This is a genomic window from Oricola nitratireducens, from assembly GCF_014904745.1.
Lineage (GTDB): Bacteria > Pseudomonadota > Alphaproteobacteria > Rhizobiales > Rhizobiaceae > Oricola > Oricola nitratireducens.
On record NZ_JACZCS010000004.1, the window covers coordinates 109,305 to 123,194 of the forward strand.

Genomic DNA, 13,890 nt, shown 5'->3' on the forward strand with positions numbered 1-13,890 from the left:
AGGCTCAACAGGTTATTACCGGCCGCGCCGGCGGGATGGCGGCGAGGGGGCCGAGGTTCAGCCAGCGGCGCAAGCGGTCGCGGGCGGCTTTGTCGCCGATCACTTCCAGCCGGTCGGCCGAGATCGCCCTTTCGAGGGCGAGGTCGCCGCGCACGATGTAGATGATGTCCGGCAGCGTGCAGGCGAGATAGAGGTCCACGTCATAGCCGGGATCGCGCACGCAGAGTTCGCATTTGCCGTTTTCGTTGACGAACCAGTAGATGTCGTCGCCTTCGGCCTGGTCGGTCACATGCAGGCGGACGACGGTGCGGCTCGGTCCGAAGGCGTCGGCGAGGACGCTGCGCTCGAGGGTCCAGATCAGGAGGCTCAGGTCGATTTCGCCCTCGGCGAGCTCGCGCCGCGACCACCGCTGTCCCCAGCGGCCCAGCAATTCGATGACCGGCACGAACTCGCGGCCCTGTTCGGTCAGGTGGTAGGTCGCTCCCCTTCCGCCGGGACCGCGCCGCCTCTCCACGACACCCTCGGCCTCGAGCTGTTTCAGGCGGCGGCTCAGCATGGTCTGCGACATCAGCGGGACGCCGCGCCTGATCTCGGAGAAATGCGTCGCGCCCGCCGACAGGTCGCGGATGATCAGCGGGGTCCACCGCTCGCAGAACAGTTCGGACGCCTTGGCGACGGGGCAGAACTGGCCGTAGCTCTTCATGGCACCTTCCTCCTTCGGTCAGAATACCAAGGGTCGGCTTCGGTCGGTTAGTGCATTTTCTGCACTATTTCGTGAGCATCCGCATTCCTAGTTTCGTCGCGGGGCGACCAAGGCAAAGGAGACGGGACATGCAGACCGACCTGACCAATCCAGGGACAAACGACAGCGAACGCGGACAGGTTTCGACGAGCGCGGCGGAGATCTACGACCGGTTTTTCCTGCCGGCCCTGTTTTCCCGCTGCGCCGCGCCGGTGGCGGAGGCTGCGGGGATCGCGGCCGGGGACAGGGTGCTCGATGTCGCCTGCGGAACCGGTGCGCTGACGCTCGAGGCGAAACGGCGTGGCACCGCCGTCACCGGTCTCGACCGCAATGCGGAGATGCTCGCCGTCGCCCGGACCAAGGCGGGCGATATCGACTGGGTGGAGGGGATGGCCGAGAGCCTGCCGATGCGGGATGCCACTTTCGATGCCGTTGTCTCGCAATTCGGCCTGATGTTTTTCGAGGACCGTGTCGGGGCGCTTCGCGAGATGCGGCGCGTGCTGAAGCCGGGCGGGCGTATGGCGGTCGCCGTGTGGGGGGCGCTGAAGGACACGCCCGGCTATTCGGCGATGGTGGAACTGCTCGACCGGTTGTTCGGCGCCGAGACGGCAAGCGCGCTGAATGCGCCCTACTGCCTCGGTGACGCGAATGCATTGCGGGCGCTTTTCGCGGAAGCGGGCATGGCCGATGCGCAGATTGTTCGGCATGACAGTGTGGCGGAATTCCCCTCTATCGCGGAATGGGTTCACACGGACATCCGGGGATGGACGCTGGCGGACGCGATCGACGATGCGCAATACGCGCAGCTGCGACGCGAGGCGCAGACAGCGCTGGCGGCCTTCGCCGGGGAAAACGGCACGGTGCGGTTCGCACATCCGGCGCTGATCGTGACCGCCGGCAAGTGAAGGATCAGGCGCCGCGCTGGCGGGCCAGGAATGCCAGCCGCTCGAACAGGTGCACGTCCTGCTCGTTCTTCAGGAGGGCGCCATGCAAGTTCGGCAGGGCGTTCTTGGCGTCGGTGCGCAGCGCTTCCGGTTCGACGTCGTCGGCGACCAGCAGGCGGATCCAGTCGAGCGCCTCGGAGGTCGACGGTTTCTTCTTCAGCCCGGCGACCTCGCGGATCTCGTAGAACCGCGTCAGCGCGGCGCGTACAAGGTTCTGCTTGATGCCGGGATAGTGGACGTCGACGATCGCCTGCAGCGTCTCCATGTCCGGGAACTTGATGTAGTGGAAGAAACAGCGGCGCAGGAACGCGTCGGGCAATTCCTTCTCGTTGTTGGAGGTGATGATGACGATCGGCCGGTGCTCCGCGCGGATCGTCTCGCCGGTCTCGTAGACGAAGAACTCCATGCGGTCGAGCTCCTGCAACAGGTCGTTCGGGAACTCGATGTCGGCCTTGTCGATTTCGTCGATCAGCAGCACCGACTTCCGGTCGGCGGTGAACGCCTCCCACAGCTTGCCGCGCTTGATATAATTGGAAATGTCCTCGAAGCGGGGATCGCCGAGTTGTGAATCGCGCAGGCGCGAGACCGCGTCATATTCGTAGAGGCCCTGCTGCGCCTTGGTCGTCGACTTGACGTGCCATTCGATCAGATCGAGGCCGAGGGCGGAAGCGACCTGCTTCGCCAATTCGGTCTTGCCGGTGCCGGGCTCGCCCTTCACCAGCAGCGGGCGTTCCAGCCTGATGGCGGCGTTGACGGCGACGGTGAGGTCTTTTTCGGCGACATAGGCATCGGTGCCTTCAAACAGCATGCTCTGGTTCCTCGATGTTTCCGGACGGTCTTAGAAGCCGCGGCCGAATGGGGCAAGCACCTGCATCCGGACGGCTTTCCGTCTGTGACGAATTGCACATCGCCCGCGCGGGAAATTCGGTATCCCGAAAGCGCCGGGGCACAGGGGGCACTGCCACCAACCCGGTGGCGGGGGGTCCTGCGCAGACCTTGATGCCCCATGGAAAGCGTGGGACCTCCCATTAAACCGCGATATGCGCGGTCAGCGTGTCGGCACCGGTTCGGCGCCGCGATAGTCGTAGAAGCCGCGTCCGGTCTTCCGGCCGAGCCAGCCGGCCTCGACATATTTCACCAGAAGCGGACAGGGCCGGTACTTCGAATCCGACAGGCCGTCATGCAGCACCTGCATAATGGAGAGGCAGGTATCGAGGCCGATGAAGTCCGCCAGTTCGAGCGGTCCCATCGGGTGGTTGGCGCCGAGCTTCATGGCCGTGTCGATCGCCTCGACGGACCCGACGCCCTCATAGAGCGTGTAGATCGCCTCGTTGATCATCGGCAGCAATATGCGGTTGACGATGAAGGCCGGGAAATCCTCCGACACGGTCGTCGTCTTGCCGAGCGAAACGGCATAGGCCTTCGACGCCTCGAAGGTGACGTCCTCGGTGGCGATGCCGCGCACCAGCTCGACGAGCTTCATGCGCGGCACCGGATTCATGAAATGGATACCCATGAAGCGTTCCGGCCGGTCAGTCGCCGAGGCGAGCCGCGTGATCGAAATCGACGAGGTGTTGGAGGCCAGCATGGCTTCCGGCTTTAGGACCGGGCACAGCTTGGCGAAGATCGCGCGCTTGACCTCTTCCTTCTCGCTTGCCGCCTCGATCACGAGATCGCAATCGGCGAGATCGTCGAGCGCGCCGGCAGGCGTGATGCGCGCGGCCGCGTCGCTGGCGTCGCCGGCATCCATCTTGCCGGCCTTTGCCGCGCGGTCCATCGCTTCGACGACCTTGGCCTTGCCGTTTTCCGCGTTTTCGAGGGAGATGTCGTTCAGAATGACATCATAGCCCGCCGTGGCGCTGACCTGGGCGATGCCGCACCCCATTTGTCCGGCGCCGATCACGCCGATTGTCTTGATAGTTCCCGTCATTTTGTTTCCCGCAGGTTGACCGCCGCATTTTTTCCGCATTGTGCGATTGCTGCGCTGCAATGTAAACCGGGATTGTGGCGAAGCGGTCATGTCCGCCGCAGATTATGGCAGCGATGCCGCCTTGCGGGATCAGCCGGGATCGAGACCAAGTTCGCGACGAAGCTTGCGGGTGAGTTTCGCGGCAACGAGGCGGTGGCTTTCGCGCAGATAATCCTTCAGCGCCTCGTCATCCATCGTTTCGGCATTCACGCGCTGGATCCAGCTCATGCCGCGCGAGGCGAGATAGGGCGCCGGGCGCAGGCCCTGCTGTTCCCGGAGAATGTCGAAGGCGAGATCGGAGACCTTGAATGTGACGGCAAGTTCGTCGCCCCGGCTCCAGCCGGCGATGGCGAAGACCTTGCCGCCGACTTTCCAGACATGGGCGCCGCCCCATTGGACGACGTGGGTCGTTTGGGGCAGGCCGGCGCAGAATGCGTTATAGGTTTCGAGCTTCATGCGGCGACGCTAGACGATCGCAAGGTCCAGGCCCAGAGACGTTCAACGTTTCACGGAATCGATGAACGTCGCCAGCTGCTCGTTTTCACGCAATTCCGAATGGAAAACCGGCTTCCGCTTCTCCCGGAATTGTTCAGTCTATGAACTGGACGGTGGCGCCCTTCGAGACCAGGCGCGCCAGTTCCGCGGCATCCCAGTTGGTGAGGCGGACGCAGCCATGCGAGTTGGTCTTGCCGATGCGGTCCGGTTCAGGCGTGCCGTGGATTCCGTAGGTCGGTTTCGACAGGGCGATCCAGATCGAACCCACGGGCCCGTTCGGCCCGGGCGGAATTGTCAGCACGCTCTTGTTGGAGCCCTGCACGAAATTGATTTTCGGATTGTAGGTGTAGTTCGGATCGAAGGCGACGCGCTCCACCTGGACCGTGCCCGACGGCGACGGCGTGTCGGAGGAGCCGATGGTGGCCGGATAGGCGGCGACGAGGAGGCCGTTCGCGTCATAGGCACGCACCTGCTCGGCGGCCTTGTCGGCCTCGATGCGGACGACTGGCGTGTCGATGTTGCGGCCGACTGCGGCCACCCGGATCACAGTGCCGGGCTGGTAGAAATTCACGTCGGGATTGAGCGATTGCAGGTAGGATTGCGCCATGTGGAAACGCTCGGCCAGCATTTCCACCGGTGAGGTGTAGGACATGGCGGGAAGTTGGGCCTTCCGGGCATAGTCCTCCGGGATCGATTGCGCGAAGGGCCCGGCCGCATCCTCGGGCGTGATCGTGTATTCGGCGAAGGCGCCGCCGCCGGTGCGAGCGAGTTCGGCGTCCAGCGTCGCCGCGTCCGAGGGATCGATCAGGACCCCGGTCGCGTCATAGGCCGCGGCGATCGCCTTCCTGACATTGCTGCCCATCCGGCCGTCGATCACGCCGGGCGAGAAGCCCTCGCGATCGAGCAGGACCTGCAGCCTGGCGACAAGCGGGCCGCCCGAAAGATCCGAAGGCGATCCGGCGCGCGGAATCGCGGCCGTTTCTGTCGGCGGTGCGGTTTCTTCCGCCGGCGTCTCGCCGATTTGCGGAGCGGGCACGATGTCCGGCTCATCCGAGGGCGGCGAGATATCCTCCGGCGTGCCCAGCCCGCGCTCGGCAAGCAACTCGTCGAGCGTGCGGATTTCGCCGGGTCCGGTTTGCGGCCGTGTGTCCAGCGGCGCGCGTTCCACCGTTTCGGGCGACGGAACCGGGTCGGCGGTGGCCGGAGCGTTTCGAGCAGGTCGCGGAGCGGGAGGGAATGCGTTGACATCAGGACCGGGCGGGCTCGCGCGGAGCGGCGGCAGGACGCGCTCGAGAAGGTTGCGCAGCGGCTGCGGTTCCTCGACCGCGATGATCCGATTGGTGCGGCGATCGAAATAGACACGCCGGCCGTGACGATCGATGAAGAAGCCGACATCCGATTGTGCCACGCGATAGGAATCGCCGGTCCCGCCAGCCTCGGCGAAAGGCACGGTCGTCATCGATACGGTTGCGAGGAGGGTGAGAAACCGCGCGGAAGTGAAAGCGTGCATTCGATTGTTCCAAGGGGCGTCGACGGACGCCGGATGTCCCAGGCGCCCAGTATTTGATTCGGTCCCTTCAGAAAACACGATTCGACGACAAACGCGGCGTCAAAATGACTGGCCCGGCAACAAGCCGGGCCAATCCTGTCAAATTCGCCGAAACGATCAGGCGGCTTCGTCCTGCGCGACCTTGACCGGCTTGAAATTCAACCGGTCGGAGCCTTCCAGAACCTTGACGGTGGATCCGTCGAGGATTTCGCCGGACAGGATCAGCTCGGCGAGCGGGTCCTGCACCTCGCGCTGGATGACGCGCTTCAGCGGGCGTGCGCCATAGGCGGGATCGTAGCCCTTGTCGGCAAGCCATTGCAGCGAGGCCTCGTCCAGCTTGAGCACGATCTTGCGATCCGCCAGCAGCTCTTCGAGACGTTTGAGCTGGATCGCGACGATGCGGCCCATATCCGATTTCTTGAGCCGGTGGAACAGAATGACCTCGTCCACCCGGTTGAGGAATTCCGGCCGGAACGATGCCCGAACCACGTTCATCACGTCGTCGCGCACGAGTCCGACATCCTGGTCCTCGGTGAGGTTGACCAGATATTCGGAGCCGAGATTCGACGTCATGATGATCAGCGTGTTCTTGAAGTCGACGGTGCGGCCCTGGCCGTCGGTCAGCCGGCCGTCATCGAGCACCTGCAGGAGCACGTTGAAGACATCCGGGTGCGCCTTCTCGATCTCGTCGAAGAGGATCACCTGGTAGGGGCGGCGGCGGACGGCTTCGGTCAGAACGCCGCCTTCCTCGTAGCCGACATAGCCGGGCGGTGCGCCGATCAGGCGGGACACGGAGTGCTTCTCCATGAATTCGCTCATGTCGATGCGCACCATCGCGTGCTCGTCGTCGAACAGGAAGTCGGCTAGCGCCTTGGTCAGCTCGGTCTTGCCGACACCGGTGGGGCCGAGGAAGATGAACGAGCCGATCGGCCGGTTCGGATCCTGCAGCCCGGCGCGGGCGCGGCGGACCGCCTTGGAAACGGCCTGGACGGCCTCGCCCTGGCCGACGACCCGCTCGGCGAGTTCGTCTTCCATGCGCAGGAGCTTGTCGCGCTCGCCTTCCAGCATCTTGTCGACGGGAACGCCGGTCCAGCGCGAGATGATGTGGGCGATGTGGTCGGGCGTGACGATTTCCTCGACCATCGAGCCGGTATCGCCGCGCTGCTCTGCTTCGACGAGTTTCTTTTCCAGGTCGGGGATGCGGCCATAGGCCAGTTCGCCGGCCTTCTGGAACTCGCCCTTGCGCTGGGCGGAGGCGAGTTCGTTGCGGGCTTCGTCGAGCTGGCGCTTCAGGTCGGCGGCGGTGCCGAGCTTTTCCTTTTCGGCCTGCCAGGTTGCGGTCAGCCGGTCGGACTCTTCCTCGAGCCCGGACAGTTCCTTTTCCAGCTTCGACAGGCGGTCGCGTGACGCGGCGTCCTGCTCGACCTTCAGTGCCTCGCGCTCGATTTTGAGCTGAATGACGCGACGGTCGATCTCGTCGAGTTCCTCGGGCTTGGAATCGACCTGCATGCGCAGCCGCGCGGCCGCCTCGTCGACGAGGTCGATCGCCTTGTCGGGCAGGAAGCGGTCTGTGATGTAGCGGTTCGACAAGGTCGCCGCTGCAACCAGCGCGGAGTCGGAAACGCGGACCTTGTGGTGCTGCTCGTATTTTTCCTTCAGACCGCGCAGGATCGAAACGGTGTCCTCGACGGTCGGTTCGTCGATGAAGACCGGCTGGAAGCGTCGGGCAAGGGCGGCGTCCTTTTCGACATGCTTGCGGTATTCGTCGAGGGTGGTGGCACCAACGCAGTGCAGTTCACCGCGGGCAAGCGCCGGCTTCAGCAGGTTGGAAGCGTCCATCGCGCCGTCGGCCTTGCCGGCGCCGACAAGCGTATGCATTTCGTCGATGAACAGAATGATGCTGCCGGCAGCCGACTGGACCTCGTTGAGGACGGCCTTCAGACGTTCCTCGAACTCGCCACGATATTTCGCGCCGGCGATCAGCGAACCCATGTCGAGCGCCATCAGCTGCTTGTCCTTCAGGCTCTCCGGCACATCGCCGTTGACGATGCGCAGCGCGAGGCCCTCGGCGATGGCGGTCTTGCCGACGCCGGGCTCGCCGATCAGCACCGGATTGTTCTTGGTGCGGCGCGACAGGACCTGGATGGTGCGGCGAATCTCGTCGTCGCGGCCGATGACCGGGTCGAGTTTGCCGTCGCGGGCATCGGCGGTGAGGTCGCGGGCATATTTTTTCAGCGCGTCATAGGCCTGTTCGGCGCTGGCGCTGTCGGCGGTGCGGCCCTTGCGGATGTCGTTGATCGCCTGGTTGAGGGCGGTCGGGGTCACGCCTGCCTTGGACAGGATTTCAGAGGTCTTGGCGGATTTTTCCATGGCCAGCGCCATCAAGAGGCGCTCGACGGTGACAAAGGTGTCGCCGGCCTTCTTGGCAATTTCCTCGGCGGTGTTCAGGACCTTCGCAAGCGGCTGGGCCATATATAGCTGGCCGTTTCCGCCCTCGACCTTCGGAAGGGCGTTCACCGCGGCCTCGACGCCGAGGCGCACGTCTTTCGACTTGCCGCCGGCGCGCTCGATCAGCGACGCGGCAAGGCCTTCCGAATCGTCGACAAGGACTTTCAGGAGATGTTCGGGCGTGAATTGCTGGTGATCCTGCCCGAGAGCGAAAGTCTGGGCGGATTGAATGAAACCACGGACGCGGTCGGAATATTTTTCAAGGTTCATATCGGTCTCCAATCGACCGGACAGCCTTTGCAAAGCGCTGCCGGTTCATCGTTGACGGGTTCCCGCTTTGCGGCAAACCACTGTTCTGGCTGGATATGGTGACTTGATCGGAGGAATAAAAGAGGGGCGCGGACGGAGCGGAAAAAAGAAAGACCCGCAGCGGAATTCCGCTGCGGGTCCTTGATGGGCTCGGGACCGCGTATTGGCGAAACCGATCAGGCTTCGGCCGTTACCGATTTGCTGCCTTCCGGCTGGGCCTCGGCGCTTTCGGTCGCCGACTCGTCCGGATTGGGACGCGGCTTGCGCGGCCGGCGCGGCGTCGAGCGGCGCGGCTGGGCGGCAGCGGCCTGTTCCTGTTCTTCCATTGCGACTTCGACCGGCGTCTCGCCGATCACCGGCTGCGGCGCCTCGGATGCGTCCTTGCCGTTTGGCTGCGCATTGCCGTCCGGCTGCGCGTCGCCGCGGGCGGCTCCCTGCTGTCGGTCGCGGTCGCGGCCGCGGCGGTTGCGCTGGTCGCGGTCACCGCCGTCGGAGGCTGCCGCCTCGGGAGCGTTGTCTTCGTCGCCGTCGTCGGAATCCTGGTCGTCCTGCCCGCGCTCTTCGCGCTGCGCCTGCATCTGGGCCTGGGCGGCCATGATGATCCGGTTGTAGTGCTCGGCGTGCTGCAGGTAGTTTTCGGCCATGACGTTGTCGCCGGACGAAAGCGCGTCCCGGGCAAGCGTGGCATATTTGTCGGCAATCACCTGTGCATTGCCGCGGATCTTAACGTCCGGGCCGTTGCTTTCGTAATTGCGGGAAAGCGGGTTTTGGTTACGCCGGTTGTTGCCGCCACTATTGTTGCGGTTACGCTGGCGGCGACCTTGCTGTTGTGGTCTCATCAGACTCTCATGTTGTCATTTACGGTGCATACAGTGCTACAGGATGCGCATCGCGCCTGTCCGTGCCGTGACAAGGTTTTCCCCTTAACCTCATCCGGGCATACAAATTATTTGTGTGCGTGCCTTGTAGCCGATCTCGCACAATAGTCGGCGGAAGGCGGTGTCCTCACGGGAACGTTCAGTTTTTCCGTTGGGTGTCGGACTGGCGGCTAGGTTTCACTTCACCGCCGATATGTAGGTAGCGTTCCAATGCTGCATTGCCAAGTGATTTTTTCACTACATGGCACAAGTTCATGTCATTTCACAAAAAAAAGTGCCCGATCATGCCCGGAATAGTCCCTTCTTTCACCGGTTTTGCGGAATCCCGCCCCTTCGAAGAGATTCGTCACCTGCTGATTCTGATCATGGCCGATTTCGACCGCAAGGGCGCCTTTTTCCTCCAGGAACATGCGTGAACGCTCCGCCAGAACGCGGTAGGCGTCCAACCCGTCGTCACCGCCATCAAGGGCGCGAACAGGGTCGTATTCGCGCACATCGGCGTCTAGATCGGCGATTTCCGCACTGCGAATATAGGGCGGATTGGAGACGATCAGGTCGTAACGGCCGGTGATCGCGTCGAACCAGTCGGACTGGACCGTCTCGAAACGGTCGGCGAAACCGAGCGCCTGAGCATTCGTTTCGGCGGCCTGTAACGCGTCGAACGATACGTCCGACCCGGTCGCGACGGCGCCGGGCACTTCCGACAGAAGTGCTAGCGCGATGGCGCCGGTTCCCGTGCCGATATCGAGGATCCGGCAGCGCCCGGTCCGGTTCGCGGTTTCCTCCGCAAAGGGCAGGACGAGATCGACAAGCGTTTCCGTGTCCGGGCGCGGCACAAGCGTGGCCGCATTCAATTTGAGCGGCAGGCCGTAGAACTCACGTTTGCCGATGATGCGATGAACCGGTTCATGCGCGAGCCTGCGCTCGATGCATTCGTCGAGGCGGCGGATCTTTTCGACCGGTATCAACCGGCCTGGTTCGGTGATGCGCGCCAGCACCGTGGTGCCCGTCGCATATTCGAGCAGCAGGCTGGCGTCGAGATCGGGCGAGGGAAGGCCGGCGCCGGCAAGACGCCGTTTCGCATTGCGGAAGAGTTTCTCGACCGCTTCCGGTGCGATCGCCTCGTTCACGCAGGTTCCTCCGTCAGCAGTTTCGCCTGGTGATCGGCGATCAGGGGTTCGATGACGTCATCGAGTTCGCCCTCCATGACGCGGTCGAGTTTGTAGAGCGTCAGGTTTATGCGGTGATCGGTGAGGCGCCCCTGCGGGAAATTGTAGGTGCGGATGCGTTCCGAGCGGTCGCCGGAACCGACCTGCAGCCGGCGCGATTCCGCACGCTCGTCGGCCGCCTTCTGGCGCTCGGCGTCGTAGAGGCGGGCGCGCAGGATTTCCATCGCGCGGGCGCGGTTCTGGTGCTGCGACTTTTCCGACTGGAGGACAACGATGCCGGTCGGGATATGGGTGATGCGCACGGCCGAGTCCGTCGTGTTGACGTGCTGGCCGCCGGCGCCGGATGCGCGCATCGTGTCGATGCGGATGTCCTGGTCGCGGATATCGACATCGACATCCTCGGCCTTGGGCAGGACGGCGACGGTGGCGGCGGAGGTGTGAATGCGGCCGCCGGCCTCGGTTTCAGGAACGCGCTGAACGCGGTGGACGCCGGATTCGAACTTGAGGCGCGAAAACACGCCGCGTCCGGTGACCATGGCGATGATTTCCTTGTAACCGCCGGCGTCGCCCTCGGAGGCGGAGATCACCTCCACCTTCCAGCCGCGGCTCGCGGCATAGCGCTCGTACATGCGGAACAGGTCGCCGGCGAAGAGGGCGGCTTCGAGGCCGCCGGTGCCGGCGCGGATTTCGAGAATGGCGTTTTTGGTGTCGGCTTCGTCCTTGGGCAGAAGCAGAAGCTGGATGTCCTTGCCGAGCTTCTCCAGGCGCTCTTCGATTTCGGGCAACTCCATTTCGGCGAGTTGACGCATTTCGCCGTCGATCGTCTTGTCGGCGAGCAATGTCTCGAGATCGTCCCGTTCGGACTGGGCGTCCTTGTATTCGCGAATCCTGGAAACGATTTCCTCGAGATCCGCGTATTCGGACGCCAGCTTCACATAGGTCTCGCTGTCCGGACCGCTCGCCATCTGGCTTTCCAGCATGGCGAAACGCTTGACCATCTGGTCCATCTTGTCGGCGGGGAGTTCAATCATGCGGTTAGGACGCGTGGCCTGTCATCAGTTATAGGGAATAGCGTTTTCGTCCGCGAAGTCGCGGAGGATATTCTGCATATCGGATGATCCCCGGTCATTTTCAATCGCCGCGCCGATGGCCGCGGCCAGCGCGCCGAGATCGGTCGCCAGCAACGCCGCCTTGACCGGTCCGATCGAGGCGGCGGACATGGAGAGATCGCGGATGCCGATGGCGGCGAGCGCCAAGGCGGACAGCGGCTTTCCCGCCAGTTCGCCGCACAGCGTCAATTGCGTATCGTTGCGTTCGGCGGCTTCGGCGACGGTGCGCAGGGCGCGCAGGAACGGCCGCGACAGCGGCTCGAAGCGCGCGGCAATTTGCGGATTGCCGCGATCGGTCGCCGTCAGGAACTGAAACAGGTCGTTCGAGCCGATGGAGACGAAGTCGACGGCTTTCATCAGGGCGTTCAGGTCGAACAGCAATGACGGCACCTCCAGCATGGCGCCGACCTTCAGCCGGGTCGGCAGGCCGTGGCCGAAGCGTGACAGGTGCTGCACCTCGCGGTTGATGATCGCGCGCGCCTGCTCGATCTCTCCGACATCGGTGATCATCGGCAGCATGACCCGCAACTCGCGTCCGGCGGCAGCTTTCAGGAGTGCGCGCAACTGGGTGCGGAACAGGCCGGGGCGGTCGAGCGACAGCCGGATGGCGCGCCAGCCGAGCGCCGGATTCTCCTCATGCGGCACGCTGCGGAAATAGGGAAGCACCTTGTCGCCGCCGATATCGAGCGAGCGGAAGGTGACCGGTTTCCGGCCGGCGGCGTCGAGCACGGAGCGATACAGCGTCTCCTGCGCCTCGGCACGCGGAAAGGTCTCGGCAATCATGAACTGCAATTCGGTGCGGAACAGGCCGATGCCCTCGGCTCCCGATTCATCGACCTGTGGCAGATCCACCAGCAGGCCGGCATTCATGTGCAAATGAAAGGTCTGGCCGTCCCTGGTCACCGACGGTTTGCCGCGCAGATCGCGGTATTCCTGCTGACGGCGGGCGCGGAAACGGACCTTTTCCGCGTAGGCCGTCTCGACATCGGGCTGCGGACGCAGATGGACGTCTCCGGACAGTCCGTCGACGATGATCGGGTCGGCGTTTTCCGACAGGGCGACAACGCCCTTGGCCTGGCCGACCACGGGTATGCTCATGGCGCGCGCGACGATCACGACATGGCTGGTGGCGGCGCCGTCCTCCAGAACCAGCCCGCGCAGGTTCTTGCGCGGATAGTCGAGCAGTTCGGCTGCGCCCATGGTGCGGGCGACGATGATCGTGTCGGCGGGGAGCTTTTCCTCGCGGGTGGCCAGGTCCTCGCCCATCAGTTCGCGCAGCAGACGATTGGCGAGATCGTCGAAATCGTTCATGCGCTCGCGCAGATAGGGATCGCTGACGGCGGTCATGCGGGCGCGCATGTCGCTTTGCACCTTCTCGACACTGGCTTCAGCCGTCAGGCCGTTTCGGATCGCTTCCTCGAGGCGGCGCACCCAGCCCTTGTCGTGGGCGAACATGCGGTAGCTTTCCAGCACGTCGCGATGCTCGCCCTCGAAGGCGATCTCGCGGCGCGACAGCATGTCGTCGATGGTCAGGCGCAGCGCGCTCAGGGCCGAGGCGAGGCGCTCGATCTCGGTTTCGCTGTCCTCGTTGAAGAGATCGGTGACGACGATACGCGGCTCGTGCAGGACCACGTGGCCAAGGCCGATGCCGTCCGCAAGCGCGCGGCCGCGGGTTACGATCGGGCGGGTCAGGTCGAGCTCGATGCCGCCCTTGGAAAGGCGCTTCAGGTCGCCCGCCGCGATCAGTTCGCCAAGCACCATGGCGACGGTCTCGAGCGCCTCGACCTCGTCGTCGCCATAGGCGCGATGCGCCTCGTTCTGGACGACGAGCACGCCAAGCGTGCGCCCGGCACGCAGGATCGGCACGCCGAGGAAGGAGTTGTAGACCTCCTCGCCTGTCTCCGGCAGATATTCGAAGGCGGGGTGCTTTTGCGCCTCTGCGAGGTTCAGCGGGCGGGCCGAGGAAGCGATCGTGCCGACGAGGCCCTGGCCCAGACGCAGAGAAGACAGGTGGACAGCGGTCGGATTGAGGCCAACGGTGGCGTAGAGTTCGAGCACGCCGTCGGCGCGCAGGACATAGGCAGAGCAGACTTCGGCCACCATGTTCTGGGCGATCTGGCGCACAATCCGATCGAGCCGCTCCTGCGGCTCCATCGGCTCCGCCATGATTTCGCGGAGACGTTTCAGGAGGACCCGTGGTCCGGCATCCGCCTCACGTAGCAACGACTTCTCCCTGAACGCATCAAATGTCGCGTCCGGATCAGCCGGACGCGGAAGA

General features: G+C 64.1%; 11 protein-coding genes. 1 reads left to right on the forward strand and 10 read right to left on the reverse strand.

From position 1 onward, the window contains the following. Positions 1 to 4 precede the first annotated feature (4 nt). Complete coding sequence (locus IG169_RS03325) at positions 5 to 703, reverse strand: winged helix-turn-helix transcriptional regulator (protein ID WP_193174737.1); 699 nt, start codon at positions 701 to 703, stop codon at positions 5 to 7. Between the two features lie 128 nt (positions 704 to 831). Between IG169_RS03325 and IG169_RS03330 the strand changes: the two genes are divergently transcribed. Beyond that, complete coding sequence (locus tag IG169_RS03330; RefSeq protein WP_193174738.1) at positions 832 to 1,647, forward strand: class I SAM-dependent methyltransferase; 816 nt, start codon at positions 832 to 834, stop codon at positions 1,645 to 1,647. 4 nt (positions 1,648 to 1,651) lie between these two features. On the opposite strand, the gene IG169_RS03335 is transcribed toward IG169_RS03330, so the two are convergent. From IG169_RS03335 to ptsP, 9 genes are all read right to left on the reverse strand, one after another. Next, a complete protein-coding gene (locus IG169_RS03335) occupies positions 1,652 to 2,494 on the reverse strand; it encodes an AAA family ATPase (RefSeq protein WP_193174739.1) in 843 nt (280 codons plus the stop codon). A 240-nt stretch (positions 2,495 to 2,734) separates the two neighbouring features. Next, positions 2,735 to 3,616, reverse strand: coding sequence for a 3-hydroxybutyryl-CoA dehydrogenase (locus IG169_RS03340; RefSeq protein WP_193174740.1), 882 nt, complete (start codon positions 3,614 to 3,616; stop codon positions 2,735 to 2,737). Positions 3,617 to 3,745: 129 nt separating this feature from the next. Continuing rightward, positions 3,746 to 4,111 carry an MmcQ/YjbR family DNA-binding protein gene (locus IG169_RS03345; protein WP_193174741.1) on the reverse strand — a complete coding sequence of 122 codons (366 nt, stop codon included), beginning with the start codon at positions 4,109 to 4,111 and terminating at the stop codon, positions 3,746 to 3,748. Positions 4,112 to 4,244: 133 nt separating this feature from the next. Then, positions 4,245 to 5,660 (reverse strand): L,D-transpeptidase family protein, encoded by a 1,416-nt coding sequence (locus IG169_RS03350; protein ID WP_246717093.1) that lies wholly within the window; start codon positions 5,658 to 5,660, stop codon positions 4,245 to 4,247. A 156-nt stretch (positions 5,661 to 5,816) separates the two neighbouring features. Next, positions 5,817 to 8,417 (reverse strand): ATP-dependent chaperone ClpB, encoded by a 2,601-nt coding sequence (clpB, locus tag IG169_RS03355; protein ID WP_193174742.1) that lies wholly within the window; start codon positions 8,415 to 8,417, stop codon positions 5,817 to 5,819. A gap of 215 nt (positions 8,418 to 8,632) precedes the next feature. After that, positions 8,633 to 9,295 (reverse strand): DUF4167 domain-containing protein, encoded by a 663-nt coding sequence (locus IG169_RS03360; protein ID WP_193174743.1) that lies wholly within the window; start codon positions 9,293 to 9,295, stop codon positions 8,633 to 8,635. A 296-nt stretch (positions 9,296 to 9,591) separates the two neighbouring features. Next, the gene (gene prmC, locus IG169_RS03365) at positions 9,592 to 10,464 is read right to left on the reverse strand and encodes a peptide chain release factor N(5)-glutamine methyltransferase (RefSeq protein ID WP_193174744.1); all 873 of its coding nucleotides are present in this window, start codon (positions 10,462 to 10,464) and stop codon (positions 9,592 to 9,594) included. Further along, a complete protein-coding gene (prfA, locus tag IG169_RS03370; protein ID WP_193174745.1) occupies positions 10,461 to 11,534 on the reverse strand; it encodes a peptide chain release factor 1 in 1,074 nt (357 codons plus the stop codon). Before prfA ends, prmC begins: the two co-directional genes overlap by 4 nt. A gap of 24 nt (positions 11,535 to 11,558) precedes the next feature. Next, positions 11,559 to 13,778, reverse strand: coding sequence for a phosphoenolpyruvate--protein phosphotransferase (ptsP, locus tag IG169_RS03375; protein WP_210325843.1), 2,220 nt, complete (start codon positions 13,776 to 13,778; stop codon positions 11,559 to 11,561). Positions 13,779 to 13,890: the final 112 nt, after the last annotated feature.

Coding starts and splice junctions, on each gene's coding strand:
- IG169_RS03325 (WP_193174737.1), bottom strand. CDS start 703: ATGAAGAGCTACGGCCAGTTCTGCCCCGTCGCCAAGGCGTCCGAACTG.
- IG169_RS03330 (WP_193174738.1), top strand. CDS start 832: ATGCAGACCGACCTGACCAATCCAGGGACAAACGACAGCGAACGCGGA.
- IG169_RS03340 (WP_193174740.1), bottom strand. CDS start 3,616: ATGACGGGAACTATCAAGACAATCGGCGTGATCGGCGCCGGACAAATG.
- IG169_RS03350 (WP_246717093.1), bottom strand. CDS start 5,660: ATGCACGCTTTCACTTCCGCGCGGTTTCTCACCCTCCTCGCAACCGTA.
- ptsP (WP_210325843.1), bottom strand. CDS start 13,778: ATGGCGGAGCCGATGGAGCCGCAGGAGCGGCTCGATCGGATTGTGCGC.
- clpB (WP_193174742.1), bottom strand. CDS start 8,417: ATGAACCTTGAAAAATATTCCGACCGCGTCCGTGGTTTCATTCAATCC.
- IG169_RS03345 (WP_193174741.1), bottom strand. CDS start 4,111: ATGAAGCTCGAAACCTATAACGCATTCTGCGCCGGCCTGCCCCAAACG.
- IG169_RS03335 (WP_193174739.1), bottom strand. CDS start 2,494: ATGCTGTTTGAAGGCACCGATGCCTATGTCGCCGAAAAAGACCTCACC.
- IG169_RS03360 (WP_193174743.1), bottom strand. CDS start 9,295: ATGAGACCACAACAGCAAGGTCGCCGCCAGCGTAACCGCAACAATAGT.
- prfA (WP_193174745.1), bottom strand. CDS start 11,534: ATGATTGAACTCCCCGCCGACAAGATGGACCAGATGGTCAAGCGTTTC.